Below are 26,411 nucleotides of genomic sequence, written 5' to 3'. Positions count from 1 at the left end.
CATCGTTTTACCTTTAGACTGAGGCGGCAACGCCGATGTCTCACCAATCTAGAGCGAACCTGACCATGCAGCAACCGCAGCAGCCCCAGGGGTTACAAGCGTTACGGGATATCGTCCTGGTCGGCGGCGGACACACCCACGTGGGCGTACTGAAGCGCTTCGCCATGAAGCCCGAACCGGGCGTCAGGCTCACCCTGATCTGCCGCGACACCCATACCCCCTACTCGGGCATGCTGCCGGGCTACGTCGCCGGGCATTACACCTACGACGACGTGCATATCGACCTGCGCCGACTGGCGGAATATGCCGGGGCACGCTTCTTCAGCGACGAGGTAATCGGCATCGACCACGCTGCCCGGACCGTGCTCTGCCGCTCGCGCCCCCCGGTCCCCTATGACTGGATGTCGATCAATATCGGCTCGACGCCGCGCGTGGAGGCGGTCAGCGGCGCCGGCGAGCATGCCGTCCCGGTCAAGCCGATCCACCAGTTCAACGACCGCTGGCAGACGCTGCTCCGGCGCCTCGAGGAGCACGCTGGCCGGACCCGTGTCGCGGTGGTCGGCGGCGGCGCCGGCGGCGTCGAACTGCTGCTGGCCATGCAGTACCGGCTGGGCAGGGAACTGGCCGCCCGGGGACGTGACCCGGCCGAGCTCTCCTTCGCGCTCTTCACCCGCGGCGAGCAGATCCTGCCGACCCACAATGCGCGGGTACGGGCGCAGTTCCGCGACACCCTGGCCCGCCGCGGCGTCGAGGTGCACACCGCCACCGAGGTCGTCGACGTCGAGGCGGGCCGCCTGCAGGCCGCCGACGGCACCTGGCACCCCGCCGACGAGATCGTCTGGGTGACCAACGCCGGCGGCGCCGCCTGGCTGCGCGGCACCCGGCTGGCCCTCGACGACGACGGCTTCATCGAGGTCGACGACACCCTGCGCTCACCATCGGACCCGCGCATCTTCGCCGCCGGCGACATCGCCCGCCAGGTCAACCATCCCCGCGAGAAGGCCGGGGTCTTCGCCGTGCGCCAGGGTCGACCGCTGGCCGACAACCTGCGCGCCGCGGTGACCGGCCGCCCCCTGGCGCCCTACCGCCCCCAGGCGAGATGGCTGGCCCTGATCAGCACCGGCGACCGCCACGCCGTGGCCTCCCGGGGCGGGCTCTGCCTCGCCGGCGACTGGGTGTGGCGCTGGAAGGACGGCATCGACCGGCGCTTCATGGCTCGATTCAACGACCTGCCGCCCATGGACGAGAACACCATGAAGGCCCCGGCCCACAGCCGGGTGGTGCTGGACGAGGAGGAGAACGCCCAGGCGATCTCGGCCATCGCCATGCGCTGCGGCGGCTGCGGGGCCAAGGTGGGCGCCTCGGTGCTCTCCCGGGCCCTCTCGACCCTCGAGCCGGTGGCGCGCGAGGAGGTGCTGGTCGGCCTGCATGCCCCGGACGACGCCGCCGTGGTGCGGGTACCGCCGGGCAAGGACATGGTGCATACCATCGACTTCTTCCGCGCCTTCATCGACGACCCCTATGTCTTCGGCCAGGTCGCCGCCAACCACGCCCTGGGCGACATCTTCGCCATGGGCGCCGAGGCGCAGACCGCCACCGCCGTGGCCACGGTGCCCCAGGGGCTCGAGGCCAAGGTGGAGGACACCGTCTACCAGATGATGCGCGGCGCCGTGGAGGTGCTCAACGAGGCCGGCTGCGCCCTGGTCGGCGGACATACCGGCGAGGGCAGCGAACTGGCACTGGGGTTTGCCGTCAATGGCCTGATCGATGCCGGCGGCGACAGCGCCCTGACGAAAGGCGGCCTCCGACCCGGCCAGGCACTGATCCTGACCAAGCCCATCGGCACCGGCACCCTGTTCGCCGCCCATGCCCGGCTCGGTGCCCGCGGGCGCTGGATCGATGCCGCCCTGGCGAGCATGTGCCAGTCCAGCCGCCAGGCGGCAAGCTGCCTGCGCGAGCACGGCGCCACCGCCTGCACCGATCTCACCGGCTTCGGCCTGCTGGGTCACCTGGTCGAGATGACCCGCCCCTCGGGCGTGGATGCCGAGCTCGACCTGGCGGCCCTGCCGCTGCTCGAGGGCGCGGAGGAGACCGTCGCCGCCGGCATCCTGAGCTCCCTGCAGCCCGCCAACGTGCGCCTGCGCCGGGCCATCCGCGACCAGGCCGACTGGGTCGAGCACCCCCGCTACCCGCTCCTCTTCGACCCCCAGACCGCCGGGGGCCTGCTGGCCAGCGTGCCCGCCGAGCGCGCCGAGGCCTGCCTGGAAGCCCTGCATGCCCTGGGCTATGCCCGGGCCAGCGTCATAGGCCGGGTCCTCGACCCCGGCGAGGCGCTGGAGCCCATCCACCTGACGGGCTGAGGGCCGAAGATAGCGTGCGGAGACTGCCGGGGCGGGACGGTATCAGGGGATCAGGCCACAGGCAGCGATGACCCGCGCCAGCCCCTCGCGCTCGGCCTCGGGCCGGAACAGGGGCGCGCGCGCCAGAACCTGCCGGCGCAGCCGGTCGACGAAGGCCGGCTCCGCCTCGGCGCGGCGCAGCCGGTCGCGCAGCGCCGCGGTATCGGCCACCGGAAAATAGCCGGCATAGTCGTCGCCCAGCAGGCCGCGGTTGCCCGGGATGTCGGAGGCCAGCACCGGCAGGCCCGCCACGCAGGCCTCGCTGACCACGTTGGCGCCCCCTTCCATGTGCGAGCTGATCACCATCAGCCGGGCCCTCGCCATCCACTGGCGCACCCGCCAGCGGGTCTGGTCACCCAGCCAGCGGTAGCGGGGATTGCCCGCCATCTCGTCACGTGCCGCCCGTGCCCAGGCATCATCCAGGGCGCCGCCCAGCTGGATGATCCTCAGGCGCGACGCCGCCGGCAACTCGCGCACCGCCAGGGCGGCACGCAGCGGGTCCTTCTCCTCGCGCAGGTGGCCCGCCACCAGCACGTCCAGGTGCCGGCGCCCCGGCGGCGGGGCACGCGGCGGCAGGGGCAGCGCCGACTGGTGGACGACCTGCAGCCGTGACAGGAAACCCGAGGGAAGGTCCTCGGCCAGGCAGTCATGCAGGCCGACCAGGGCATCCGCGGCGGCCAGGCTCTCCTGGAACACCTCGGGATGGCTGTACTGGAAGCGATAGACGTCCGTGCCCGTCAGCACCACCACCCGCGGGCAGCCCGGGAAGGCATCGCGACAGGCGAGGATGGCCGCATGGCTGCGCCAGGCATGCAGCGCCATCACCAGGTCGGGCGGCCGGCCGGCGATGTGCCACTGGCCCGTGTCGTCCTCGGGGCCAACAACCCTCACCCGGCAGCCCAGCGCTCGCAGCAGGCCCGCCCAGCGGGTCGCCGTGGCGCGGTTGCCGGCGCGTGACCCTCGACCCGCCGGGGTGATCAGGGCTACCTTCAATCCCATGCTGTCTCCTTGAAGAGGTCGAGATGCCATCCACAACACTCGGTACACCACCGACGCCACCCCGGGGCGCCGATGAGCTGGCGGAGATGCTCATCGATGCCCGCACGCGCAGCCTGGCACTGATGCGCGATACCCTCGAGGCCCGCGAGTTGGGCCCGCGCCTGGCGATCGTCAACCCGCCGCTGTGGGAGCTCGGCCACCTGGGGTTCTTCCACGACCATTTCGCCCTGCGCGGCCTCTATGGCCTGCCCGACTACCAGCTCGCCGACGCCGACCGGTTGTTCGATTCGAGCAGCATCGCCCACGACGACCGTTGGGCGCTACCGCTGCCCTCCCGCGACGAGACCCTGGACTACCTCTCGCGGGTGCAGCAGGCGATGCTCGAGCGCCTGCCCGATGGCGAGGCCAGCGCCGCCCAGAGCTATGTATACCAGCTCACCACCCTGCACGAGGACATGCACGGCGAGGCCTTCCTCTATACCCGCCAGACCCTCGGCGACCCGGCCCCGGACCTGGGCACGCCCGTTCCTGGCCAGGCTCCGGAAGAGCACCCGGAAGAAGGCCCCGCCGGCGGGCTGCCCGGCGACGTCGTCATCCCCGGCGGGCGCCACCGGCTGGGCTCCGACCAGGCCGTGCCCTTCCGCTTCGACAACGAGAAGCCGCCCCTGGAGGTCGAGGTGGCGCCCTTCTCGATCGCCCGGGCGCCGGTCACCAATGGCGAGTTCGCCGCCTTCGTCGAGGACGGCGGCTACGCGCGCCGCGAGCTGTGGAGCGAGGCCGGCTGGCAGTGGCGCGAGCACCAGGCGCTGCAGGGGCCGATCTACTGGCGCCGTGACGCCAATGGCCACTGGGAGGAGCGCTGCTTCGACCGCTGGCTGCCGCTGGCTCCCCACCAGCCGGTCGTGCACGTCAGCTGGCACGAGGCCGAGGCCTGGTGCCGCTGGGCCGGCCGGCGCCTGCCGAGCGAGGCCGAATGGGAGGTCGCCGCGAGCCGTTCGCCGTCCGCGGACGGGGGCTCGCTCGCCCCCGGCAAGCGACGCTTCCCCTGGGGCGACGCGCCGCCGGATGCCGGCTGGGCCAACCTGGACGGCTGGCGCCTGGGCCGGCTTGACGTGGCGGCGCTGCCCGAGGGCGACAGCGCCTTCGGCTGTCGCCAGATGCTGGGCAACGTCTGGGAGTGGACGGCCTCGCCCTTCGCCCCCTTCCCGGGTTTCGAGCCCGAGCTCTACCGCGACTACTCGGCCCCCTGGTTCCGGGAGGGGCGCTACGTGCTGCGCGGCGGCGCCTGGGCCACCCGCTCGCGGCTGGCCCATAACAGCTACCGCAACTTCTTCACACCGGACCGCCAGGACATCCTCGCCGGTTTTCGCACCTGCGCCCATTGAGGGCCCTGCGCCGGGGGTTCAGGACCTGCGCGGCCTATGCGTCGGCGGACACCCGTGTCCCCGCCCTTCCCTCGAGGATGGAGACGGCATCGACCAGCCGGCCGATGCCGCTGATACCGCCGGTTTCGGCAAAGTCACAGGCGGCCGCCAGCTTCGGCCCCATGGAACCGGCAGGCAGGTCCATCTCGCGGGCCTGGGCAACCGTCAGTTCGTGAACCGGTGCCGCGGCATCGGTCCCGTAATCCTGGTACACCGCCTCCACATCGGTCAGCAGCAGCAGGGCGTCGGCGCCCAGCTGGCGAGCCAGCAGCGCGCTGGCGGCGTCCTTGTCGATGACCGCCTCCACGCCGATCAGGCTGCCATCCTCCCGGCGCAGCACCGGGATCCCGCCGCCCCCGGTGCAGACCACCACCACGCCCTGGGCGAGCAACAGCTGCAAGACCCGCAGGTCCGGGATCTCCAGCGGCGTCGGCGACGGCACGACCCGGCGCCACCTGTCGCCATCCCGGGCGATGCGCCAGCCGGCCGCCGACGCCCGACGCTCGGCCTCGGCCCGTTCGTAGACCGGCCCGACGAACTTGGTGGGGGCGGCAAAGGCGGGATCCCGGGGATCCACCACCACCTGGGTCAGCAGGGTGGCCACCGGCCGATCATGGTCGAGCGCGTTCTCCAGCTCCTGCTCGATCATGTAGCCGATCATGCCCTCCGTCTCGGCCCCCAGCAGGTCCAGCGGATAGGCCTCATCCGGCTGGTAGGCGGCAGCCTGCAGCGCCAGCAGGCCCACCTGGGGGCCGTTGCCATGGGTGATCACCAGGCGGTGCCCGGCACGCACGATGTCGGCCAGTGCGCGGACCGCCACCTGCACGTTCGTCCGCTGCACCGCTGCCGTCAGCGGCTCCCCGCGCTTCAGGAGGGCATTGCCGCCCAACGCCGCCACTACCAGCATGTCAGCCTCCCCGGGTCGCGACGAGGATCCTGCTGAAGGCTCTCGAGAGCGTATGCCATGATGCTTCCCCTCCCCTGTCAGACAGGATCACGTCGGGTCGGGCAGCTCATGCAGCGCCCGCCGCCGCGGCCTCGGCCCAGCTCGGCGCCGGGGATGGCCAGCACCTCGATACCCGCCGCCTCCAGCGCCGCATTGGTGTCATCGTTGCGGTCATAGCCGACGACGACACCGGGGCTCAACGCCAGCACGTTGTTGCCGTCGTTCCACTGCTCGCGCTCCCGTTCTTCCGGGCTGTCGCCGCCGGTGGGGACCACCTCCAGCGCCGGATAGCCCAGGACGTCTGCGACCAGATCGAACAGGTGGCGCGGGTCCCGCTGGAACGCCAGGGGCCTGTCACCCTCGCCGGGGCGCAGGTCATAGCAGACCACCGCCTCAGCGACCTCCTTGAAGGCGGTCACCACGTTGCCGCCACAGAAGGTGAAGACGGTATCCAGGTGCATGGCCGAGCGGGACCTCGGGAGCTGGCAGGCCACTACCCGGGTCACGCTGTCATCGTCGAACAGTGCCTTCGCCAGCTGGCCGATGGCCTGGGGCGAGGAGCGCTCGCCCATGCCCACCAGGACCGTGCCGTTCCCCACCGGCATGATGTCACCGCCCTCGAGGGTGGCGAGGCCGTGGTCGGCCAGGGGATCCCCCCAGTGCACCTTCACCCGGCCGGCGAAGGCCGGGTGAAAGCGATAGATGGCCGCCATCACCAGGGTTTCGGGCTGGCGGGCGGCCCAGTGCATGGGATTGAGGGTGACGCCGCCATGAATCCAGGCGCTGCAGTCGCGGGTGAACAGGAAGTTGGGCAGGGGCGGCAGCACGAAACCGGAATGCCCCAGATGGTTGCCGAACAGCCCCACCGGCTCGAACGGCAGGTCCCTCACCCCCAGCCCGCCGATCAGGAACTCGGCCAGGGCCTCGCTCGGCAGCTCGTCTAGCCAGGCGCGCAGCTCCGACACCATGCCCACCCCGATGTGGTTCCAGGTGATCCGGTGGTCCAGCACCCAGGCGCGGGCTTCCTTGATATCGAGGGTCTCGGCCAGCAGGTCATTGACGTCGAGCACCTCCACGCCCCTGGCCCGCATCACGCCGGCAAAGACGTCATGATCCTTCTGGGCCTGCTTGACCCAGAAGACGTCGTCGAACAGCAGGGCATCGCAGTTGGAGGGCGTCAGCCGCCGATGGGCCAGGCCGGGACGGCAGACGATCACCTGCCTCAGGGTGCCGGTCTCGGAATGCACGCCAAGGGCGGGGGCAGACATGACGAAGCTCCTTGCCACCGGGCAACGCAGCGAGTCACCGGGGCGGATGACCACGCTGATGGACGGGACTCCGCGGGGAGGCATGGCTTGCCCGCGGAGCAGGTCGTCTCCCGTCGGCCGGGCGATACAGGCAGCCGGCCGGGAGGCGGGGGAAGGCGGTTGCCGGCTACTCCGGCAGGTCGGTTACCGCCCCGGTGGAGGCCGAGCTCACCGTGCGCGCGTACTTCGACAGCACCCCGCGCGTGTAGCGCGGCGCCGGCTGGCGCCAGGCGGCGCGGCGGCGGATCAGCTCCTCGTCGGAGAGGTCGACGTCGATGGTGTCCGCCTCGGCGTCGATGGTGATCAGGTCGCCATCCTCCACCAGCGCCAGGGGGCCGCCGTCGAAGGCCTCGGGCGTCACGTGGCCCACCACGAAGCCGTGGCTGCCGCCGGAGAAGCGCCCGTCGGTGATCAACGCCACCTCGCTGCCCAGCCCCCGGCCCATGATCGCCGAGGTCGGGGTGAGCATCTCGCGCATGCCGGGCCCGCCCCTGGGCCCCTCGTAGCGGATCACCACCACGTCGCCGGCCACCACGGTGCCGTCGTTGATGCGTGCCTGGGCCTCCTCCTCGGAGCCGAACACCCGCGCCGAGCCGGAGAAGCGCGTGCCCTCCTTGCCGGTGATCTTGGCCACCGCCCCTTCCGGCGCCAGGTTGCCGTGCAGGATGCGCAGGTGACTCTCGGCCTTCACCGGGCGATCCAGCGGCGCGATGATCTGCTGGTCATCGGGATAGGGGGCGACATCGGCCAGGTTCTCGGCCAGCGTGCGACCGGTCACCGTCAGGCAATCGCCGTGCAGCAGGCCGGCGTCGAGCAGGGTCTTCATCAGCGGCTGGATGCCGCCGATCGCCACCAGCTCGCTCATCATGTAGTGGCCGCTGGGGCGCAGGTCGGCGACCACCGGCACGCGCCGGCCGATCTCGGTGAAGTCGGCGAGCGACAGCTCCACCCCGATGGTGCTGGCCATGGCGATCAGGTGCAGCACCGCGTTGGTGGAACCACCCAGGGCGATCACCACAGTGATGGCGTTCTCGAAGGCCTGGCGGGTCATGATGTCGGAGGGCTTGATGTCGCGCTCGAGCAGCTCGAGCACCGCCGCGCCGGCTGCCTCGCAGTCGGCGCGTTTCTCGCGTGACACCGCATTCTGCGCCGAGCTGCCGGGCAGGCTCATGCCCAGTGCCTCGATGGCCGAGGCCATGGTGTTGGCGGTGTACATGCCGCCGCAGGAGCCGGGGCCGGGGATGGCCGTCTCCTCGATCTGCTTCACCTCGATCAGGTCCATGTCGCCGCGGCTGTAGGCGCCCATGGCCTCGAACACCGAGACGATGTCGGTATGCCCGGTGCCCGGCAGGATGGTCCCGCCGTAGACGAAGACGCTCGGCCGGTCGAGCCGCGCCAGCCCCATCAGGCAGCCCGGCATGTTCTTGTCGCAGCCGCCGATGGCCACCAGGCCGTCGAAGCCCTCGCAGCCGGCCACCGTCTCGATGGAGTCGGCGATCACCTCCCGCGACACCAGCGAGTACTTCATGCCCTCGGTGCCGTTGGCGATGCCATCGGAGATGGTGATGGTGTTGAAGATCACCCCCTTGCCGCCGGCCCCGTCGGCCCCGTCGCTGGCCCGGCGGGCCAGCTCGTCGATATGGCTGTTGCAGGGCGTGAGGTTGCTCCAGGTGGAGGCGATGCCCACCTGGGGCTTGGCGAAGTCCTCGTCGGTGAAGCCCACCGCTCGCAGCATGGCGCGGCTGGCGGACTTGCCGACCCCGTCCACTACCTCGGCGGAATGGCGGCGGCGGCGATCGTCAGGTGTGTCACTCATGGTCGGGCGTCCTCTTGCGGTGTCGGGGGTTCCCCCCGAGGGTGGTCGTCAGGGTACGGCATCTTGGCGTGTCGCTGCGAGAGCGGAGGCCGGCCGCTCGAAGGCTGCCTCGAACAGCCGGGGGTCGTCGAAGTGGCGCCGGCCGACGAAAACCGTGGCATGGGTCCCCCACTGACGCATGGCGCCGGGGCTCAGGATGCCCGATGGCCACAGCAGGAAGCGCTCGAGGCGCTCGGTATGCGGCACCAGGCCATCGGGGCCATAGAGGCTGCGGCGTCCGCCACCGGGCAGCGCCAGGGAGCGCCGGCCATGGTCGGGTGGCGCCGACGCCGCCTTGAGCGCGTAGCGGCGCGTCTCGGCCACGCCGATGTGGGAATCCGCAAGGCCGAGGTTCTCCACATAATGGCTGACCGCGGCGAGGCGCACCGCCAGCCGCTGTCCCGCCACCAGGCGTGGTGCCTCGCTGGGCGTCAGCGGCGCCTCGCGCAGGTCCGCGTCCGCGGCCACCTCGACACGCTCGAGGGGCGGCACGGGAAAGAAGAGGTGGTAGCAGCCACAGGGATGGATGCTGTCGTGGATCAACGGCCGCCCCCGCTCGTCGAGGGTGATCCGCCACACCAGGCCGTCGAGGCGCCCGCCGAGCAGGTCCAGCGCGCCCTGCCTGGAGCGAGCCGGGAACCACAGGATATAGACCAGCTGCGGCAACAGCTCGCCCTCGAAGCGGGTATGGCTCAGCCGCACGTCGGCCACCGGACGGGTGGTGTCCACCCGCGGTAGCGGTCCTTCGGGGCCGGCGAACCAGTAAGGGGCGCCGAAACGGTCGTCGTGACTCCGGGTCTCGACGAGAAACACCGGGGCATGGTACGCCGCCAGGCGCAGTAGCGCCTCGCGCTCGAGCTCGACGAAGCCGAGCGGGCTGCGCGGCGCCTCGCGAAGCCACCGAGCGGCGGCGTCGGCATCCCGAGGCTGGCCGCTGGGCGGCGCATAGCGGACCAGGGGAGCCTCGGCCGGCATCGTCGCGAAGGAGGCCTCGAAGGTGTCCAGGTGGCCTGCCTTCCAGCGGTTGTAGCCGATGGCCAGGCCGAGGCGGGTCAGGGGATAGAGCCCCAGCGCCCGGCGCCAGGTCCGGTAGTGGTCGGGAGCCTCGACCGCCGCCCGCAACCGCTCGCGGGCCGGCCCGCTTCCCACCCCGGCCAGCAGCTCACGCTGCATCAGGCGCTCTGCGCAGGCATGGACGGCCTCGGCCGGCTCGGCGCCGGGGCGGGTCGGCAGCGGGTCCCGTCCGGCAGCCGGCAGGTTAGCGGCCTCGATGGCGCGCGCCTCGGCATCCAGCCCGCGCATCCGGGTCACCCAGTCGGCGAAGGCCGCGTCGGTGTCCAGTTCGTCACCCAGGCTCGCGAGCAGACGGTCGGTACGCAGGTAGGGGAAGCCGGCCACCCGGGCCGCCCCGGCATCGGTCACCCCGGCCTCTGCCACCGCCGCATCGAAGGCGGCCAGCCGCTCCAGGCAGCGGGCGTCCCGCGGGTCGCGGTCGACAACATCCGAGCGCCAGTCGGGACTGGCAGCACAGCCCGCCAGCAGCCCGAGCAGGAGAAGCACCCCGGGGCGCACCGGTGAGCAGACCTGCATGGCGCGATTCCTCGCGAACACGGATGGACCCCCTCAGCGTGGCCGCCCTCCGCCGAACTGGCAACGTCTCAAGCCGGACGCGCCTTCCCCGCCGGCCGGAGCCACGCGATCAGCAGGCTGACCAGGGTGGAGGCGAGAAGCGCCCCCAGGAACGGCGGCAGGGTCGGGATGCTGCCGGGGAAGCTCGCCGCCAGCACGCCCGCCGCGGGGCTGCCCTGGGCGACCCAGCCCGGCAGGATGGCGCCGAGCATGCCCGCCACGCCGCCGGCCACCGCGGCCGTGGCGCTCATCCGCGACCAGAGCCCCAGCAGCACCGGCACCACGATGGCCGCACAGAGCAGGTCGGCGATCAGGAACAGCCGCAGCACCGAGAGCCCCTGCAGCGCCACGACCACCACCGGCACCATCAGCGCCACCGTGACCAGCCGTGCCGCGCCGATGGAGAGCCCGCGCCGGCCGGAGCCCGCCACCACCAGCGAGGCGAGGCCGTTCTGAAGGGTATCCACGCTGGAGGCGACCAGGGTGACCGCCAGCACCAGCGCCGGCAGGGCCAGCCAGCCCGGCGCCTCCGCGAGCAGCGCGAAGAAGGGGATCGGCGGCTCGCCCAGCGCCACGCCGGCCATGGCGGCCAGCATGCCGAGGCCGCCCACCACCATCACCACCAGCACGGTGACGCCGCCGCCCAGCCAGGCCCCGCGGCCCAGGGCGCGGTCGTCGCGCGCCGCCCACACCCGCTGCCAGTAGCCCTGGTGGAAGAGGTTGGCCGCGGTCACCGCGATCACCAGGGTCAGCGCCACGGCGAGCGCGCTGCCGGCGGGGATCGACGGCAGCGCGGCGTCCACCTGCATCGCGGGCATGCGCATCAGCGCCACGCCACCGACCAGGGCCAGCAGCGCGATCAGCAGCCAGGCCTGCCAGCGGTCGGTGGCCAGGCTCGCCCGCAGGCCGCCCACCGCCGTGTAGAGCAGCGTGGAGACCGCCACGCCGATGACCACCAGCGCCGGCGGCACGTCGGAGAGCAGTGCGGTGATGGCACCGATGGCCGTCAACTCCGCGGCCAGGAAGCAGGCCATGTAGAGGACTGAGACCAGCGACACCCAGCGCCGCACCCCGACGCCATAGCAGGCCTCGGCGAACTCGCCGATGCTGCGCCCCTCCGGCAGGTGGCGGCGGATCGCCGGGCCGTAGAGCCCGAGCACGATGAACGGCAGCGCCGAGCCGATGGCATAACCGGCCAGCGCCATCGGGCCGACGAAGGCCCCGATCTCGGGGGGCGCGAAGAGGATCCAGGCCCCCATCCCGGAGGCCAGGAAGGAGAGGCCCAGCGACTGGGCCCCCTGGGAGTTGCGCGCGGTAACATAGTCGTCGAGGGGGCCATCGGCCCGGCGGGCCCTGAGGCCCAGGAAGGCAAAGCAGAGCAGCGCCGCGCCGAGCACGGCAGACGTCAGGTAGGGCATGTCGCACTTCCTCCGCCGGTATGAACCGGATCAGGTTCCAGGGTCAGCGCCATGCGCTCTCTCAGCCCCGGCCGACGCTCTCGGCGGCGGGACTCCCCTGGCGACAAGTGAATGGATTGTGGGACCTACCTCTTGGTAGGTCGAAGTCAATCCTAACCTAACTGGCGGTATTCATCACTTCTCCCGCGGCACCCTCCCCATCAGGTAGAACTCCTCGTTCGGAGGTGTGCCGGTCAGGGTGACCAGGCGGTTGGAGAGCCCGAAGAAGGCGGCGATGGCGCCGATGTCCCAGATGTCATCGTGCGTGAACCCGGCCGTTTTCAGGCGGGCCTCCCACTCGTCGGTGAGCTCTCCCACCTCCAGGCCGCAGTAGAGGGCGAAGTCCAGCATAGTGCGATGGCGCTCGCTGATCGGCGCGGTGCGATGATTGATCGCCACCTGGTCGGCGAGCAGCGGGTCCTTGCTGTAGATCCGCACCAGGGCGCCGTGGGCCACCACGCAGTAGAGGCAGCGGTTGCGGGCGCTGGTGGCCACCACGATCATCTCCTTCTCCGCCTTGGTGAGCGTGTCGGACTCGCGCTCCATCAGGGCATCGTGGTAGGCGAAGAAGGCGCGAAACTCGGCCGGTCGGTGAGCCAGCATCAGGAAAACATTGGGCACGAAGCCGGCTTTCTCCTGTACCGTCAGCATGGCATCGCGGACATCATCGGGCAGGTCGTGGATCGATTCGGGGACGGAGAAGCGGCTGATCGGCGCGGACATGGAGGCTCCAGGCGTTGTGGTTGTTGGCAATGCCACCAAGATATCAGTTAACGTCAACGTCAACATGCCGGCAAAGGTCGAACCTCCTCCGGTATTCCGCTTTGGCTACCCTGTCGCTATGCCGGCCTCGCATCCTCGAAGAGCTCCGCGGGCATCGGATACTCCAGTTCCCAGGTCATGGCGATGGGACGATCTCCTTGATAGCTTTTCAACGCCTTGGCCGGTCCCAAGAAGATAAACGGTGCCGTCTCTCCCTCGATCCGCTTGGTCAGGCGAGCGAAGAAGAGGATCGTATAGCCACGCTCTTCGAAATGGAGATAGTTCTGCCCCGTCGGGCTCTCCTGAGTGACGGTTGACTGGCTCTCCCAGTGCAACAGTCTCCGGCTCATGGGGTAGTCGCGATAACGCGTGGTAGGAGAGAAGTCTCCATCGTCCTTCTGGAAGGTGACCAAGTGGATATAGGCACGAATGTCCTTGGCGTGGATGACGCCCACCCCGATTGCGCCCGGTTTCTCAAGGCTGGCCAATCCCAGAGCCGCCTTAATTTCGGCGGTACCGTAGGCACCATGCAGCAGTAGCCCGCAGCCGAACGGCAAATCATTCAGGGGTTGCAGCGGTACTCGCAGATGGCCACGCCGCCAGGCGGCAATCTCCACGGCATCGGCCGCCACACTGGGGTTAGCGCGCCACTTCTGCATCGACTGCTCAAGGCTATCCACCCCGACCAGTCCGCCCTTCCGGGCCCACAGCAGATAGTGCAACGCCGTTTGCTGTGCCACGTCGTAGCGCCCCAGCGCCTCCTGAACCGTCCCATCTTGACCGCCAATGTCCTCGATGGCTCTCAAGAGCACTGGATCGCTACGCAAAGCGATACGCGGTAGCGCCTTGCGGGCCTGATCGAGGTCCGGGTCGGCAGGGAGTGGGTTGCGGTCGGCTATCGCCTTCCACTCCGACCAACTCCTGCGCGACAGCACCTGTACCGGGGACAGTCCCGTCACCTCCAGGAAACGCCCAAACGTCAGTGGCTGCCCTACTTCCTCCGGCCAAGTGCGCAGGGTCTCGGGGATAAACTGATTGAGGTCGCTTAGCACCGCGCGAATCTTGCTTAGAACTCGCTCCCGAGCGACCCGTTCAAGCTGAATACTGCAGCCAGGGGGCAGGCTGGGGAACTCGGCCTCTACCTCTCGGTCAAGTCGCTGCCGCTGGCCGGAAAGCAATGCAGTGAACTTGGTATCCAACCGATAACGCCGGTGAGTTTGGCCCACAAAGTCCAAGACAGTCAGACACTCCTTACCTGGCGCGTGACGCAGTCCGCGCCCCAGCTGCTGCAGAAATACCGTCAGGCTCTCGGTGGGGCGTAGAAACATCACCAAGTTGATATCCGGAACATCCACCCCTTCACTTAGCACATCGACAGTAAACAGAAACGGTAAGCTGCCCTCGCGGAACTCACGAAGCCGCTCAGCGCGAATCTCTGCCGGAGTGTCACCGACTAGAACGGCGGCCCGATAGTCATCGCCCAACCTGTTGAAGCACTCAGCCATATACTCGGCATGGCGCACCCCGACACAGAATCCCACCGCCCGCACGCCGGTCAGGTCAGGCTGGTAACGCTCAAGTGCCTGTCGGACGGTATCCACCCGTTGTCGAGCACGAAAATCATCGCCGGTCAGTAGATTCTCAATCTGGCGGGCATCATAGCGTCCATTGCGCCACAGGCTGTCGTCGCTGAGGTCTACGCTATCGCTGACCCCGAAGTAGTGGAAGGGACACAGCAGCTTTTCTTCAAGCGCCTCGGGCAGGCGAATTTCCGCGGCGAAGTCGCCATCGAAATCCGGAAGAATACTGGTGCCGTCCATGCGCTCGGGCGTGGCCGTCAGCCCCAGCAACACGGCAGGTTTTAGCTCCTCGAGTAGCGCCCGATAGCTGCTAGCAGTCTCATGATGCGCCTCATCAATCACCACATAGTGAAAGTGGTCTGTTCCAAGGGATTCCCAAGGCCGTTGTCCATTCAGCGTCTGCACCGAGGCAAACAGGTGACGGTGCTCCGTCGGCGAATGCCCGCCCACCCAGAGTTCGCCGAAGTTCTGATCACGAAGCACGGTGCGGTAGCAGGCCTGGGCCTGCTCCAAGATCTCCTTGCGATGGGCGACGAACAGCAGCGGTACCTGACGACCCTCGCGCTCACAGATCCGTCGATAGTCCAGTGATGAGATCACGGTCTTTCCGGTACCGGTGGCCGCCACGACCAAATTGCGGTAGGAACCGCGCTGACGCGCGGCATCGATCGCTTCCAGGATTCGTAGTTGGAACGGCCGCGGCGTAATCTCGGCGAAGAAGGTCATCCCTCGGCGGTCACGATCCTTGTGCGCCGCGATCGCTTGTCGAAAGCGGATAAAGTCCGCCTGAGTGTAGGGCTCGAACTCATCGCTCTCCCAATAGGCCGAGAACTCCGCCTCGAAACGTTCGAGGATATGTGACATGTCCTGAGCGGTGACCTTGACGGTCCATTCCAGACCTTGGGTCATTGCCGAGTGGGACATGTTCGCCGAGCCAATATAGGCGGTGGAAAAGCCACTATTCCGCCAGAAATGGTAGGCCTTGGCGTGAAGGCGGGTACCACCGGTATCGTAGGAGACGCGCACGCTGACATTGGGCTGTTGGGTCAGCCACTCCAATGCCGTAGGGTCGCTCGCGCCCATATAGCTGGTGGAGATCAGGCGAACTGGCACGCCTCTCTCGGCCAAGCGCTCGAAGGCGGGCATCAAAAGCCGCAGACCGGACCACTTAATGAACGAGATCAGGACATCGACGCTATCTGCCGTCGCCATCTCGGCCCGCAGCTCATGCTCCAATGGCGGGTCATGTCCCAAGCCGGTGAGTAGTGCACTCGTAGAAAGCGGGGTATTCGGGCGGGGTAACGGCTCGCGGCTATGCCCGATCTCAGTAAGAATCGGCTTGTCGGCGCTGAGCAGCCGTTTGCGAGTCAGATAGTCGAGGCCGTCGGTGGCTGACACCAGCTCTATAATGCGGTTCAGGAGAGGAAGCCGCTGCTGGGCGTCCACGATCCGTAGAGCACGGTGAAGCAGTTGGCCGACAAACTGGGAGTAGGCATGGGGCGCGGTCTCATCATCGAGAGAGCGAAGCACCGGCTTAAGCTCTGGGTGCGCTTCCAACTGCGCCATTAGTTCTTCATCGAGCAGCCGCTCGTAGAGCCCTTCCGGTAACCGTTCCATGGTGTATCTTCCCTGCCCTGTCGATGCCGTCCAGGGTAGCAGTAACCGACAGGCGCTGGGCGCCTGCAACATCATTCGTCGAGGCGTCGAACCGCCGGAAACCCGAGTGCCCACAGGCTGAGAGGTGGTCATAACCGGCTCAGATCACTGCTATCGCGCAATAAATTGCGCTCCCACAAAAAAGTACGGCCCCGCCTCTCTCGAGACGGGGCCGCCGACAGCCTCGCAGCGGGCCGGGATCAGCTCAGCGAGATGGTGCTGTTGATGCCGCTGGAGACGTTCTCCGGCTCGAACCATCGCGCGGTCACGGTCTTGGTCTGGGTCCAGAAGGCGATGGCCTGCTTGCCGTTGGGGCCCAGGTCACCGAGCTTGGAGCCGCGAGAGCCGGTGAAGCTGAAGTAGGCCACCGGCACCGGAATCGGCACGTTGATGCCCACCTGGCCGACGTCGATGTCGGTCTCGAAGCGGCGCGCCACCCAGCCGGAGTTGGTGAAGATGGAAGTGCCGTTGCCGTTGGGGTTGGCGTTGATGAAGGCGATCGCCTCATCCAGGGTGTCGACGCTCACCACGCAGAGCACCGGGCCGAAGACCTCCTCGCGGTAGATGGTCATCTCGGCGGTCACGTCGGCGAACAGGGTCGGGCCGACGAAGTTGCCGTTCGGGTAGCCCTCCACCTGGCAGCCGCGGCCGTCGACCAGCAGCTTCGCGCCCTCCTTCTCGCCGGCGGTGATCAGCCGCTCGACGCGCTCCTTGGCCTGGGGGGAGACCAGCGGGCCGAGGTCGGCGTCGGTCTGGGTGCCGGGGCCCACCTTCATGCTGCGGGTGCCCTCGACGATGTCGTCCAGCCACTCGCGGGCCTCGCCCACCAGCACCACCACGGAGTTGGCCATGCAGCGCTGACCGGCGGCACCGTAGGCGGAACCCAGCAGGTTGTTGACCGCCTGGCTGCGGTTGGCGTCGGGCATGATCACGCAGTGGTTCTTGGCGCCCATCATCGACTGCATGCGCTTGCCGGCGGCCGCGGCGCGGTTGTAGAGCAGCGAGCCCACGTGGGTGGAGCCGATGAAGGAGAGCGCCTTGATGTCGCTATGGTCGGCGATCTGGTTGGCCACGTCCGGGCCGCCGTGGACCACGTTGAGCACCCCGGCCGGGATGCCCGCCTCGTGGGCCAGCTCGACCAGGCGCATGGTGGAGCTCGGGTCCTGCTCGGAGGGCTTGAGCACGAAGGTGTTGCCGGTGGCGATGGCCAGCGGGAACATGAAGCAGGGCAGCATGATCGGGAAGTTGAAGGCGGTGATGCCGGCGCCCACGCCCAGCGGCTGGTTGAGGGTGTAGACGTCCACCTCGCTGGCGGCGTTCTCGGCCAGCTCACCCAGCTGGAGGCTGGTGATCGAGCAGGCGTGCTCCACCACCTCGAGGCCGCGGCCCACCTCGCCGGCGGCGTCGGGCAGGGTCTTGCCGTGCTCCTCGGTGATCAGCGCGGCCAGCTCGTCGGTGTTGTCGCGGATCAGCGCCTGCAGCTTGAGCATGATGCGCATGCGCTTGGCCAGCGGCACCTTGCGCCAGGTCTTGAAGGCCTCCTTGGCGCTGGCCACGGCCGTCTCTACCTCCTCGGCGGTGCAGAACGGCACCCGGGCCACAACTTCCTGGGTGGCCGGGTTGACCACGTCGCGCCACTCCTGGCTCTGGGACTGGACGGGCTGGCCGTCGATGTACATGGGAATCTCGCGAACGGACATGGTGGCATGCTCCTCTGGGCTGTTCCTGCCCCGACCGCGAACTGGCTTGTCGTTGTGGTCGGCCATCGTGCGGCGCCGCGCTGGCGGGCCGGGGCATTAGACTTTGTGTGTATGTATACACGAAACGTGGTGACATCGAGTCTATACAGACGTCGGATGGCGTGACAACGGGCACTCGGGCACATTGTTTGTGCACCTATGCACAACAACCGGTCACAAGAACCCGGGCACGACCCGCGACCAACGAGGGCCTCCATGCTCGACTGGCAGGACATCCAGATCTTCCTCGAGGTGGCGCGCAGCGAGCGGCTCACCGACGCCGCGCGCCGGCTGGGGCTCGACCATTCCACCCTGTCGCGGCGCACCCGGCGCTTCGAGCAGGCGCTCAACACCCAGCTGTTCGAGCGCAGCACCCACGGCTACCACCTCACCGAGGCCGGCCAGCAGCTGCTCGCCCACGCCGAGGAGATGGCCCGCCACGCATTCGAGGCGGGCGAGAGCCTCACCGACAAGAACCACCAGATCAGCGGCCAGATCCGCCTGGGGGTAACCGAGGGCTTCGGCACCTGGGTGATCGCCCCGCTGCTCTCGTCCTTCTGCGAGCGCCATCCGGGTGTCACCCTGGACCTGCTCGCCCTGCCCCGGGTGGTCAACCTGAGCCGCCATGAGGCGGACCTGGCCATCACCGTGGAGCGCCCGGTGAGCCCGGGCCTGGTGATCTCGCGGCTCTGCGACTACCGGCTGCGCCTCTACGGCAGCGAGGGCTACCTGGCCCGCCACGGCAGGCCGCAGCGCCTCGCCGAGCTGGGCAAGCACCGCCTGGTGGGCTACGTCGACGACCTGATCTTCAGCGAGCAGCTCAGCTACCTGGAGCCGCTGCTCGACCCCGCCGTGGTGGGCCACCCCGGGCCGCACTTCGCCATGCGCAGCACCAGCGTCACCACCCAGCACGCCGCCTGCCTGCACGGGGCGGGCCTCGCCGTGCTGCCCTGCTTCATGGCCAGCGCCTCGGCGTCGCTGGTGAACGTGCTGGCGGACGAGGTGGCGATCGACCGCCAGTTCTGGATCACCGCCCGCCAGGAGCAGCGCCGCCTGGCCCGGGTACGCCTGCTGTGGGACTTCCTGCGCGAGGCGCTGGAGACCAATCGCGCCTTCCTGATGGGCGAGGCGAAGACGATGGTGGTCCCCGAGGTCGGCCCCTACTGAGGGCACGCCTCCGGGGCGCCGGAGCACGCACGAACGAAGGCTCCCGACACGAGGTCCCTGGCGGCATGCCGCAGGGCGAACCCGCGGCCTGCTGGTGCCCACCGGCCTGGCCCGAGTGCCATTGTCAGGCGAAACAGCCCGGGCATGGGTGGCACGATAAAGATTCGCTATCGACATGGTCGGCAATGTCACATTGAGCTTATGGACCGCCGGGGCGTAAGTTGAAGTCACAGGGCAAGGAGTCCCGGCCGTCAGGCCACCGGGAGGCCGAGGGTTGACCGGCTCATTGTCCCGCAGGACTGCCATCGTCTATACACAGGTAGCAGTTCAATCAACGCAGCCAGATTGGAGAGCGATATGGGTGATCAGCAGAACGCCGGCAAGTGTCCGGTGATGCACGGAGGCCAGACCGCCAGCGGTCATTCCAACACCGACTGGTGGCCGGAGTCCCTGAACCTGGACATCCTTCATCAGCATGATCGCAAGACAGACCCGATGGGCGAGGACTTCGACTATCGCGAGGAGGTCAAGAAGCTCGACTTCGATGCGCTCAAGAAGGACATGCACGCCCTGATGACCGAGAGCCAGGAGTGGTGGCCGGCCGACTGGGGCCACTACGGCGGCCTGATGATCCGCATGGCCTGGCATGCGGCCGGCACCTACCGCATCGCCGACGGCCGTGGCGGCGGCGGCACCGGCAACCAGCGTTTCGCTCCCATCAACAGCTGGCCGGACAACGGCAACCTCGACAAGGCGCGGCGCCTGCTGTGGCCGATCAAGAAGAAGTACGGCAACAAGGTCAGCTGGGCCGACCTCTTCATCCTGGCCGGCAACGTCGCCTACGAGTCCATGGGCTTCAAGACCTTCGGCTTTTCCTTCGGTCGCGAGGACATCTGGCATCCCGAGAAGGACATCTACTGGGGGGCCGAGAAGGAGTGGCTGGCACCGTCCGACGAGCGCTACGGCAACGTCGAGAAGCCCGACACCATGGAGAACCCGCTGGCCGCGGTGCAGATGGGCCTGATCTACGTCAACCCCGAGGGGGTCAACGGCAACCCGGACCCGCTCAAGAGCGCCGAGCAAGTCCGCGAGACCTTCGCCCGCATGGCGATGGACGACGAGGAAACCGCGGCGCTGACCGCCGGGGGCCATACGGTCGGCAAGACCCACGGCAACGGCGATGCCGAGGCCCTTGGGCCGGAGCCGGAGGCCGCCGACGTCGAGGCCCAGGGCTTCGGCTGGCTCAACCCCAACCTGCAGGGCAAGGCCGCCAACGCCGTCACCTCCGGCCTGGAAGGGGCCTGGACCAAGAATCCCCTCGAGTTCGACATGGGCTACTTCGACATGCTGTTCGGCCATGAGTGGGAGCTCAAGAAGAGCCCCGCCGGCGCCAACCAGTGGGAGCCCGTCGACATCAGGGAGGAGGACAAGCCGGTCGACGCCACCGACATGTCCACTCGCCACAACCCGATGATGACCGATGCGGACATGGCGATGAAGATGGACCCGACCTACCGGGCCATCTGCGAGAAGTTCATGAAGGATCCGGAATACTTCAAGGACTGCTTCGCCCGTGCCTGGTTCAAGCTGACCCACCGCGACATGGGGCCGAAGTCGCGCTACATCGGCCCGGAAGTGCCGGACGAGGACCTGATCTGGCAGGATCCGGTGCCGGCCGGTAACACCAACTACTCCGTCGAGACGGTCAAGAAGCAGATCGCCGGGAGCGGTCTGTCCATCGGCGAGATGGTCAGCACCGCCTGGGACAGCGCCCGTACCTTCCGCGGCTCCGACATGCGCGGCGGCGCCAACGGCGCACGCATTCGCCTGGCCCCGCAGAAGGACTGGGAAGGCAACGAGCCGGATCGCCTGGCCAGGGTGCTCAAGGTCTACGAGAAGATCGCCGCCGACAGCGGCGCCAGCGTGGCCGACGTGATCGTGCTCGGGGGAAGCGTGGGCATCGAGCAGGCGGCGAAGGCCGCCGGCCACGATATCCTGGTGCCCTTCGCGCCCGGTCGCGGCGACGCCAGCGACGAGATGACGGACGCCCCCTCGTTCGAGTACCTGGAGCCGCTGGCGGATGGCTTCCGTAACTGGCAGAAGAAGGACTACGTGGTCAAGCCGGAGGAGATGCTGCTCGACCGCGCCCAGCTGATGGGGCTGACCGCCCCGGAGATGACCGTGCTGGTCGGCGGCATGCGCATGCTCGGCACCAACCACGGCGGCAGCAAGCACGGCGTGTTCACCGACCGTGAGGGTCAGCTGACCAACGACTTCTTCGTCAACCTGACCGACATGGGCAACACCTGGAAGCCGGCGGGCAACAATCTCTACGAGATTCGCGACCGCAAGAGCGACCAGGTGAAGTGGACCGCCAGCCGCATCGACCTGGTGTTCGGCTCCAACTCCATCCTGCGCTCCTACGCCGAGGTCTACGCCCAGGACGACAACCAGGAGAAGTTCGTCAGGGACTTCGTCAAGGCCTGGACCAAGGTGATGAACGCCGACCGCTTCGACCTGGAGAAGCTCCAGGCGTGACAGTGCTCCAAGCCGGGCAAGCAGCCTGGCTTATACAGAGGCGCCCGGGTAATGAACTGCACCCGGGCGTCTTTCTGTCTGTCTGGCGAGTGGCGGCACTCAGGTCCCGCAGAAGGTACGGAAGACGGCCTCGCTGGGCGGGGCCGGCCGAGTGTAGTCCTCGCGGCCGGGCTGCTCGGCGAAGGGGTCAGCCAGCACCTGGCGCAGGGTCTCGAAGGGCGCGAAGTCGCCCTCGGCGGCGGCGGCCAGGGCCTCCTCCACCCGGTGGTTGCGGGGGATATAGAGCGGGTTGACCGCGCGAATCCGCCCGGCGATCTCCGCCATGCCGACGTCCTCTCGGACCAGCCGCTCGCGCCAGCGCGGCAGCCAGGCCTTCAGGGCCTCGTCGTCCTCGAACAGCGCGAGCAGCGCGGGGGCATCCTCCTCCAGCGCCTCGCCAAGGCGGCGAAAGGCCAGGGTGAAGTCGGCGCGACCGGCCTGCATGGCCTCGAGAAGGGCATCGACCAGCGCACGGTCGCTCTCCTCTTCCTTCACCAGCCCCAGCTTCTCGCGCATCACCGCCAGCCACTCGGCCTCGTATTGCCCCTCGAAGGCCTTGATCACCGCGGTGGCACGCTCCACCGCACGCTCCTGGTCGTCATCGATCAGCGGAATCAGCGTCTCGGCAAGGCGCGCCAGGTTCCACTGGGCGATCCACGGCTGGTTGCGGTAGGCGTAGCGGCCGCCCTCGTCGATGGAGCTGAACACCATGGCCGGGTCGTAGGCCTCCATGAAGGCACAGGGGCCATAGTCGATGGTCTCGCCGGCGATGCTGCAGTTGTCGGTGTTCATCACCCCGTGGATGAAGCCCAGCCCCATCCACTTCGCCACCAGCGACGCCTGGCGGGCCTGTACCGCCTCCACCAGGGCCAGGTAGCGCTCGCTCTCTTCCCGTTCCGCGAGCGCCGGGTAATGGCGCTCGATGGCCAGGTCGGCCAGGGTGCGTACGGCCTCCAGGTCATCGCGGGCGGCGAAGTACTGGAAGGTGCCCACCCGCAGGTGGCTGGCGGCGACGCGGGTCAGCACGGCGCCGGGCTCCGGGACGCGCCGGAACACGCGCTCGCCGGTGGTCACCGCGGCCAGGGCCCGGGTGGTGGGCACGCCCAGCACATGCATCGCCTCGCTGACCAGGTACTCGCGCAGCACCGGGCCCAGGGGGGCACGGCCGTCGGCGCCGCGCGAGAAGGGCGTCATGCCGGCTCCCTTGAGCTGGATATCGCGCAGCCGCCCCTCGCGGTCGGTCACCTCGCCGAGCAGCACCGCCCGACCGTCGCCCAGCCGGGGGTTGAAGTGGCCGAACTGGTGGCCGGCATAGGCCTGGGCCAGCGGCTCGGCGCCTTCCGGCACGGCATTGCCGGCGAACCATTCGGCGGCCTGGTGCTCGTCGAAAGCGGCCAGGTCGAAGCCCAGCTGCTCGGCCAGCGGCCGGTTGAAGGCCACCAGCCGCGGGGCCTTCACCGGGACGGGATCGAAGCGCAGGAAGAACCGATCCGGCAGGCGGGCGTAGCGAAGGGTGAACTCGGGAAACATGGCGACTCCGATCGACGGCCGAGACTCGGCCTGAGGATGAATACCTGAGTATAACGCTCGGGATTACCGCTTTCGACCCATCGTGCCCATGGCCGGCCGGAGCGCTCAATCCGCGTTTGACACCGGCGAGAGCTGCTCGCGGATCAGCTCGGCCAGGCGTCGGGCCGGCTCGGTGGGTCGCCGTGCGGCACGGTGCAGGGCCAGTTCCACGGCGGGCAGCGGCGGCAGGCCGCTCGACTCGTCCAGGGCGCGCAGCTGCGGCGTCAGCATGCTGCGGGTCACCACCACGATGGCCAGCCCCGCCTGCACCACCGGCCCGAGGCCGACCATGGACTGGCTGGTGTAGGCCACCCGCCAGTCGCGGCCGGCGGCGGCCAGGGCGTCCTCGGCCACCTCGCGGAAGAGATCGGCCCCGGGCGAGTAGAGCCCCAGGGGGAGCGGGTCGGACAACGCGGGCTGGTGCTGCAGCCCGACCGCCCAGGCCAGCGGCTCGCGTCGGATCATCTCGCCGCCGGGCGAATTTCGCTGGCGGGTGACCAGCGCCAGGTCCAGCTCGTCGGCGCGAACGCGTTCGACCAGGTCGGCGCTGGTGCCGCAGGTCACCTGCAGGCGCACCTCGGGATAGAGCTGGTGGAACCAGGAGAACACCGAGGTCAGCAGGCTGGCGTAGTCCTCGGGAATCCCGAGGTTCAGCTCGCCGGTGACGCGCCGCGTCCGCATGTCGGCCAGCGCCTCATCATTGAGCGCCAGCATCCGGCGGGCATGGCCCAGCAGGCGATCCCCCTCGGCGGTGAAGCGCAGGCGTCGACCTTCCCGCTCGTGCAGGGCGACGCCCAGCGCGCTCTCCAGCCGCTGTAGCTGCATGCTGACAGTGGACTGGGTATAGGCCAGGCGCCGCGCGGCAGCGGTGACGCTGCCCGTGTCGGCGACGGCCACCAGGGTACGCAGCAGGCTGAGGTCGAGGGTCGGGGCACGCATCGATACATCACCAGTCTTGATGAATTGGATCAAAAATGATCGTTATCGTGATGAATATGGCATGGATAGCATGGCGGCACCATCCACCCGGACTTGTCCACACGCTATCGGAGGCCACGACCATGCAGCTCCATACCTCTCGGCTCATTCGCTCCCCCTGGCTCGGCGGGAGCGCCGCCGCGCTGGCGGTGGTGCTCTGGGCCCTGGTACCGCTGCTGGTGAGCGCCGCCGGGGAACTGCCGCCGCTGCGCCTCTCGGCCCTGGCGCTGCTGGCCGGGGCGCTGGGCACACTGCCCATGGCACACGGCCGCCAGCGCCGGGGCGCGGCGCTCTCGAAAGGCCATGGCATAGTGGTCCATGTCGGGGTGGCGCTGCTGGTGGCCGGGGCGGTGGGCGCCTGCTTCGCCAGCTTCTCCCTGGCCCCCCCCGCCGAGGCCGCACTGATCACCTACACCTGGCCGGTGCTCTTCCTGCTGGCGAGTCGCTGGCTCGTGCAGGGGCGCCTGACCCTGGCCACCCTCGGCGGGGCCCTGCTGGCGTTCTCGGGCGCCGCCCTGCTGGTCGCGCCACAGGCCCTGGCGGGCGGGCTCTCCGGCGCCTGGAGCGGCTACCTGCTGGCGCTGGTGGCGGCGCTGTGCTGGGCGCTCTACTCCCTGGCCTGCCAGGTCCCGGGCTGGCGCCTCGGCGAGCGCATGCCGCACCTGCTGCTCACCGCCAGCGTCATGACCGGCGTCGCCAGCCTGCTGCTGGAGGGAGTCAGCGAGCTGCCCTCGCCCCAGGCACTGCTGGCCACCGTGGCCCTGGGCCTGGGCCCCTACGGCATCGCCATGCTCGCCTGGGACCGCGCCCTGGATGACCCGCAGGCGGCGCGGCTGGGCAACCTGGCCCACGCCGTGCCGGTGCTCGCCACGCTGTTCCTGGTGCTGGCCGGGGTCACCGCGCCGGACTGGCGGCTGCCGGTGGCCGCGGTGCTGGTGCTCGCCGGCAGCATGACCGCCTCCCGCTGACAGCGGGGCACGTTGCGATACACTCAAGGGTAGAGCCGCTCCGGGCGCCCTGCCCGTGGCAGGGCACCCGCCCGCTACCCTGGAGGCCAGACGATGAACCGCGACATCCCCCCCGATCACTATCTGGACTACTATCGCCCGCCCGGCAGCGACGCCCTGGGCCTGGTGCGCATTCACGCCAGCGCCACCGGCATTACCGGAATCGAGTTCGTCGAGGAGGCGGACGCCCCCGCACGGCCGAACGCGCTGACCGATCACGCCCGCGAGCAGCTGGACGACTACTTCGCCGGGGCCCGCCGCGACTTCGACCTGCCGCTCTCGCCGACGGGCACCGACTTCCAGCAGCGGGTCTGGGCGGCACTCGCCACCATCCCCTTCGGCGAGACACGCAACTACGCCGAGATCGCCGAACAGCTGCGCTGCAAGGGCGGCCAGCGCGCGGTGGGTGCCGCCAATGCCAGGAATCCCCTCGCCATCGTGGTGCCCTGCCACCGGGTGATCGGCAGCGACGGACGCCTGACCGGCTATGCCGGTGGATTGGGGCGCAAGCAGTGGCTGCTCGCCCACGAGGCGGGGGAGATACCGCTGGGGCTGTTCTGACGGGCGGCGAAGCGTCCGCCCGGGGCAGGCTCCGCGGGTCGACCGACGCCGTCAGACGGCGTCGAGTCGGGCCCCGAAGCGGCGCACGCTGGAGACGAAGTCGCTGAAACGCTCGCCCTGGATTACCACGTGCGCTCGCAGCAGGCGTTCCGCCCGCTCGGCATCGCCATGCTCGATGGCCGCGAGGATCTCCCGGTGCTCGTCCAGGGAGCGGCCCATGCGCTTGCGGACCTGCAGTTGCAGGCGGCGATAGGGCTTGAGGCGCTGCTTGAGCTGGCGCGCCTCCTCGGCCAGGAAGCCGTTGTGGCTGGCCGCGTAGATGGCGTGGTGGAAGCCCTCGTTCTCGTAGTAGTACTCGTCGGTGTCGCCGGCCTTCGCCGCGGCCTCGCAGCGCATCAGGGCCTCGCGCAGGGCGTCGAGCTCCTCCTCGGTGATGCGCCGCGCGGCGAGCCGCCCGCACATGCCCTCCAGCTCCGCCATCACCTCGAACATCTCGACCAGCTGGTCGAGGCCCACCCGCGCGACGAAGGTGCCCTTCTTCGGCGAAACCGTGACCAGGCCGCTGGCCACCAGCTGCTGGATGGCCTCGCGCACCGGGGTGCGCGATACCTCGAAGTCACGGCACAGGGCCTCGGGCTCGAGGCGCTCGCCGGGCGCCCGGCGGCCATTGATGATGTCGTCCTCCAGGGCGTCCCGGAGCCGCTGGGCGTTGGAGCGTTTCATGCGCTTTCCCCTCCTCCCCTGCGCCGGTTTCGGCGCCGAACACGGCAGGGCTTCCACCTTTGTCTAGCCCGACCAA

At 69.1% G+C, this 26,411-nt stretch carries 18 protein-coding genes and 1 riboswitch; of the genes, 6 read left to right on the top strand and 12 right to left on the bottom strand.

Annotated features, from left to right (window positions below):
* Positions 1–65: 65 nt before the first annotated feature.
* Complete coding sequence (selD, locus tag QLQ83_RS09105) at positions 66–2,360, top strand: selenide, water dikinase SelD (protein WP_282735209.1); 2,295 nt, start codon at positions 66–68, stop codon at positions 2,358–2,360.
* A 42-nt stretch (positions 2,361–2,402) separates the two neighbouring features.
* Here selD and senB read toward each other — a convergent pair whose 3' ends face one another.
* Entirely contained in the window at positions 2,403–3,398 is a 996-nt protein-coding gene (gene senB / locus QLQ83_RS09100; protein ID WP_282735208.1) for a selenoneine biosynthesis selenosugar synthase SenB, read from the bottom strand.
* A gap of 23 nt (positions 3,399–3,421) precedes the next feature.
* Between senB and senA the strand changes: the two genes are divergently transcribed.
* On the top strand, positions 3,422–4,783 hold the full coding sequence (gene senA / locus QLQ83_RS09095) for a selenoneine synthase SenA (RefSeq protein WP_282735207.1): 1,362 nt from the start codon (positions 3,422–3,424) through the stop codon (positions 4,781–4,783).
* Between the two features lie 34 nt (positions 4,784–4,817).
* Here senA and arcC read toward each other — a convergent pair whose 3' ends face one another.
* The 8 genes from arcC to QLQ83_RS09055 all read right to left on the bottom strand — a co-directional run bounded on the left by arcC (position 4,818) and on the right by QLQ83_RS09055 (position 17,714).
* On the bottom strand, positions 4,818–5,729 hold the full coding sequence (gene arcC, locus QLQ83_RS09090) for a carbamate kinase (protein ID WP_282735206.1): 912 nt from the start codon (positions 5,727–5,729) through the stop codon (positions 4,818–4,820).
* Between the two features lie 77 nt (positions 5,730–5,806).
* Positions 5,807–7,036, bottom strand: a complete 1,230-nt coding sequence (locus QLQ83_RS09085; RefSeq protein WP_282735205.1) for an arginine deiminase — start codon at positions 7,034–7,036, stop codon at positions 5,807–5,809.
* A 166-nt stretch (positions 7,037–7,202) separates the two neighbouring features.
* Positions 7,203–8,891, bottom strand: coding sequence for a dihydroxy-acid dehydratase (ilvD, locus tag QLQ83_RS09080; RefSeq protein WP_282735204.1), 1,689 nt, complete (start codon positions 8,889–8,891; stop codon positions 7,203–7,205).
* Positions 8,892–8,939: 48 nt separating this feature from the next.
* Positions 8,940–10,520, bottom strand: coding sequence for a hypothetical protein (locus QLQ83_RS09075; protein WP_282735203.1), 1,581 nt, complete (start codon positions 10,518–10,520; stop codon positions 8,940–8,942).
* A 68-nt stretch (positions 10,521–10,588) separates the two neighbouring features.
* The gene (locus QLQ83_RS09070; protein ID WP_282735202.1) at positions 10,589–11,977 is read right to left on the bottom strand and encodes an SLC5/6 family protein; all 1,389 of its coding nucleotides are present in this window, start codon (positions 11,975–11,977) and stop codon (positions 10,589–10,591) included.
* A riboswitch (TPP riboswitch) is annotated at positions 11,967–12,086 on the bottom strand. It overlaps the preceding gene by 11 nt.
* Before the next feature lie 65 nt (positions 12,087–12,151).
* Complete coding sequence (locus QLQ83_RS09065; protein WP_282735201.1) at positions 12,152–12,739, bottom strand: peroxidase-related enzyme; 588 nt, start codon at positions 12,737–12,739, stop codon at positions 12,152–12,154.
* Positions 12,740–12,855: 116 nt separating this feature from the next.
* Positions 12,856–15,975 (bottom strand): DUF3427 domain-containing protein, encoded by a 3,120-nt coding sequence (locus tag QLQ83_RS09060; protein WP_282735200.1) that lies wholly within the window; start codon positions 15,973–15,975, stop codon positions 12,856–12,858.
* A 239-nt stretch (positions 15,976–16,214) separates the two neighbouring features.
* Positions 16,215–17,714, bottom strand: coding sequence for a CoA-acylating methylmalonate-semialdehyde dehydrogenase (locus tag QLQ83_RS09055; RefSeq protein ID WP_282735199.1), 1,500 nt, complete (start codon positions 17,712–17,714; stop codon positions 16,215–16,217).
* A gap of 255 nt (positions 17,715–17,969) precedes the next feature.
* Here QLQ83_RS09055 and QLQ83_RS09050 point away from each other — a divergent pair, with 255 nt between their 5' ends.
* Both QLQ83_RS09050 and katG read left to right on the top strand, forming a co-directional pair.
* Positions 17,970–18,920 (top strand): LysR family transcriptional regulator, encoded by a 951-nt coding sequence (locus QLQ83_RS09050; RefSeq protein ID WP_282735198.1) that lies wholly within the window; start codon positions 17,970–17,972, stop codon positions 18,918–18,920.
* Between the two features lie 357 nt (positions 18,921–19,277).
* On the top strand, positions 19,278–21,458 hold the full coding sequence (katG, locus tag QLQ83_RS09045; RefSeq protein WP_282735197.1) for a catalase/peroxidase HPI: 2,181 nt from the start codon (positions 19,278–19,280) through the stop codon (positions 21,456–21,458).
* A gap of 99 nt (positions 21,459–21,557) precedes the next feature.
* Here katG and QLQ83_RS09040 read toward each other — a convergent pair whose 3' ends face one another.
* Both QLQ83_RS09040 and QLQ83_RS09035 read right to left on the bottom strand, forming a co-directional pair.
* A complete protein-coding gene (locus QLQ83_RS09040; RefSeq protein WP_282735196.1) occupies positions 21,558–23,027 on the bottom strand; it encodes a protein adenylyltransferase SelO in 1,470 nt (489 codons plus the stop codon).
* 105 nt (positions 23,028–23,132) lie between these two features.
* Positions 23,133–24,005, bottom strand: a complete 873-nt coding sequence (locus QLQ83_RS09035) for a LysR substrate-binding domain-containing protein (RefSeq protein ID WP_282735195.1) — start codon at positions 24,003–24,005, stop codon at positions 23,133–23,135.
* A gap of 122 nt (positions 24,006–24,127) precedes the next feature.
* Here QLQ83_RS09035 and QLQ83_RS09030 point away from each other — a divergent pair, with 122 nt between their 5' ends.
* Both QLQ83_RS09030 and QLQ83_RS09025 read left to right on the top strand, forming a co-directional pair.
* Complete coding sequence (locus tag QLQ83_RS09030; protein WP_282735194.1) at positions 24,128–25,012, top strand: DMT family transporter; 885 nt, start codon at positions 24,128–24,130, stop codon at positions 25,010–25,012.
* Positions 25,013–25,105: 93 nt separating this feature from the next.
* On the top strand, positions 25,106–25,612 hold the full coding sequence (locus QLQ83_RS09025) for a methylated-DNA--[protein]-cysteine S-methyltransferase (protein ID WP_282735193.1): 507 nt from the start codon (positions 25,106–25,108) through the stop codon (positions 25,610–25,612).
* A gap of 51 nt (positions 25,613–25,663) precedes the next feature.
* Here the strand turns inward: QLQ83_RS09025 and QLQ83_RS09020 are convergent, their stop codons facing one another.
* Positions 25,664–26,335, bottom strand: coding sequence for a GntR family transcriptional regulator (locus QLQ83_RS09020; protein WP_282735192.1), 672 nt, complete (start codon positions 26,333–26,335; stop codon positions 25,664–25,666).
* Between the last annotated feature and the right edge of the window lie 76 nt (positions 26,336–26,411).

Origin of the sequence: Halomonas rhizosphaerae, from assembly GCF_030010555.1 — a bacterium.
In the GTDB taxonomy this organism is placed as follows: domain Bacteria; phylum Pseudomonadota; class Gammaproteobacteria; order Pseudomonadales; family Halomonadaceae; genus Halomonas; species Halomonas rhizosphaerae.
This window is presented reverse-complemented; position numbering and strand designations above follow the sequence as displayed.

Excerpts from the sequence above, each read along its gene's own strand:
- selD (WP_282735209.1), top strand. The coding sequence starts at position 66 with ATGCAGCAACCGCAGCAGCCCCAGGGGTTACAAGCGTTACGGGATATC.
- senB (WP_282735208.1), bottom strand. The coding sequence starts at position 3,398 with ATGGGATTGAAGGTAGCCCTGATCACCCCGGCGGGTCGAGGGTCACGC.
- senA (WP_282735207.1), top strand. The coding sequence starts at position 3,422 with ATGCCATCCACAACACTCGGTACACCACCGACGCCACCCCGGGGCGCC.
- arcC (WP_282735206.1), bottom strand. The coding sequence starts at position 5,729 with ATGCTGGTAGTGGCGGCGTTGGGCGGCAATGCCCTCCTGAAGCGCGGG.
- QLQ83_RS09085 (WP_282735205.1), bottom strand. The coding sequence starts at position 7,036 with ATGTCTGCCCCCGCCCTTGGCGTGCATTCCGAGACCGGCACCCTGAGG.
- ilvD (WP_282735204.1), bottom strand. The coding sequence starts at position 8,891 with ATGAGTGACACACCTGACGATCGCCGCCGCCGCCATTCCGCCGAGGTA.
- QLQ83_RS09075 (WP_282735203.1), bottom strand. The coding sequence starts at position 10,520 with ATGCAGGTCTGCTCACCGGTGCGCCCCGGGGTGCTTCTCCTGCTCGGG.
- QLQ83_RS09070 (WP_282735202.1), bottom strand. The coding sequence starts at position 11,977 with ATGCCCTACCTGACGTCTGCCGTGCTCGGCGCGGCGCTGCTCTGCTTT.
- QLQ83_RS09065 (WP_282735201.1), bottom strand. The coding sequence starts at position 12,739 with ATGTCCGCGCCGATCAGCCGCTTCTCCGTCCCCGAATCGATCCACGAC.
- QLQ83_RS09060 (WP_282735200.1), bottom strand. The coding sequence starts at position 15,975 with ATGGAACGGTTACCGGAAGGGCTCTACGAGCGGCTGCTCGATGAAGAA.
- QLQ83_RS09055 (WP_282735199.1), bottom strand. The coding sequence starts at position 17,714 with ATGTCCGTTCGCGAGATTCCCATGTACATCGACGGCCAGCCCGTCCAG.
- QLQ83_RS09050 (WP_282735198.1), top strand. The coding sequence starts at position 17,970 with ATGCTCGACTGGCAGGACATCCAGATCTTCCTCGAGGTGGCGCGCAGC.
- katG (WP_282735197.1), top strand. The coding sequence starts at position 19,278 with ATGGGTGATCAGCAGAACGCCGGCAAGTGTCCGGTGATGCACGGAGGC.
- QLQ83_RS09040 (WP_282735196.1), bottom strand. The coding sequence starts at position 23,027 with ATGTTTCCCGAGTTCACCCTTCGCTACGCCCGCCTGCCGGATCGGTTC.
- QLQ83_RS09035 (WP_282735195.1), bottom strand. The coding sequence starts at position 24,005 with ATGCGTGCCCCGACCCTCGACCTCAGCCTGCTGCGTACCCTGGTGGCC.
- QLQ83_RS09030 (WP_282735194.1), top strand. The coding sequence starts at position 24,128 with ATGCAGCTCCATACCTCTCGGCTCATTCGCTCCCCCTGGCTCGGCGGG.
- QLQ83_RS09025 (WP_282735193.1), top strand. The coding sequence starts at position 25,106 with ATGAACCGCGACATCCCCCCCGATCACTATCTGGACTACTATCGCCCG.
- QLQ83_RS09020 (WP_282735192.1), bottom strand. The coding sequence starts at position 26,335 with ATGAAACGCTCCAACGCCCAGCGGCTCCGGGACGCCCTGGAGGACGAC.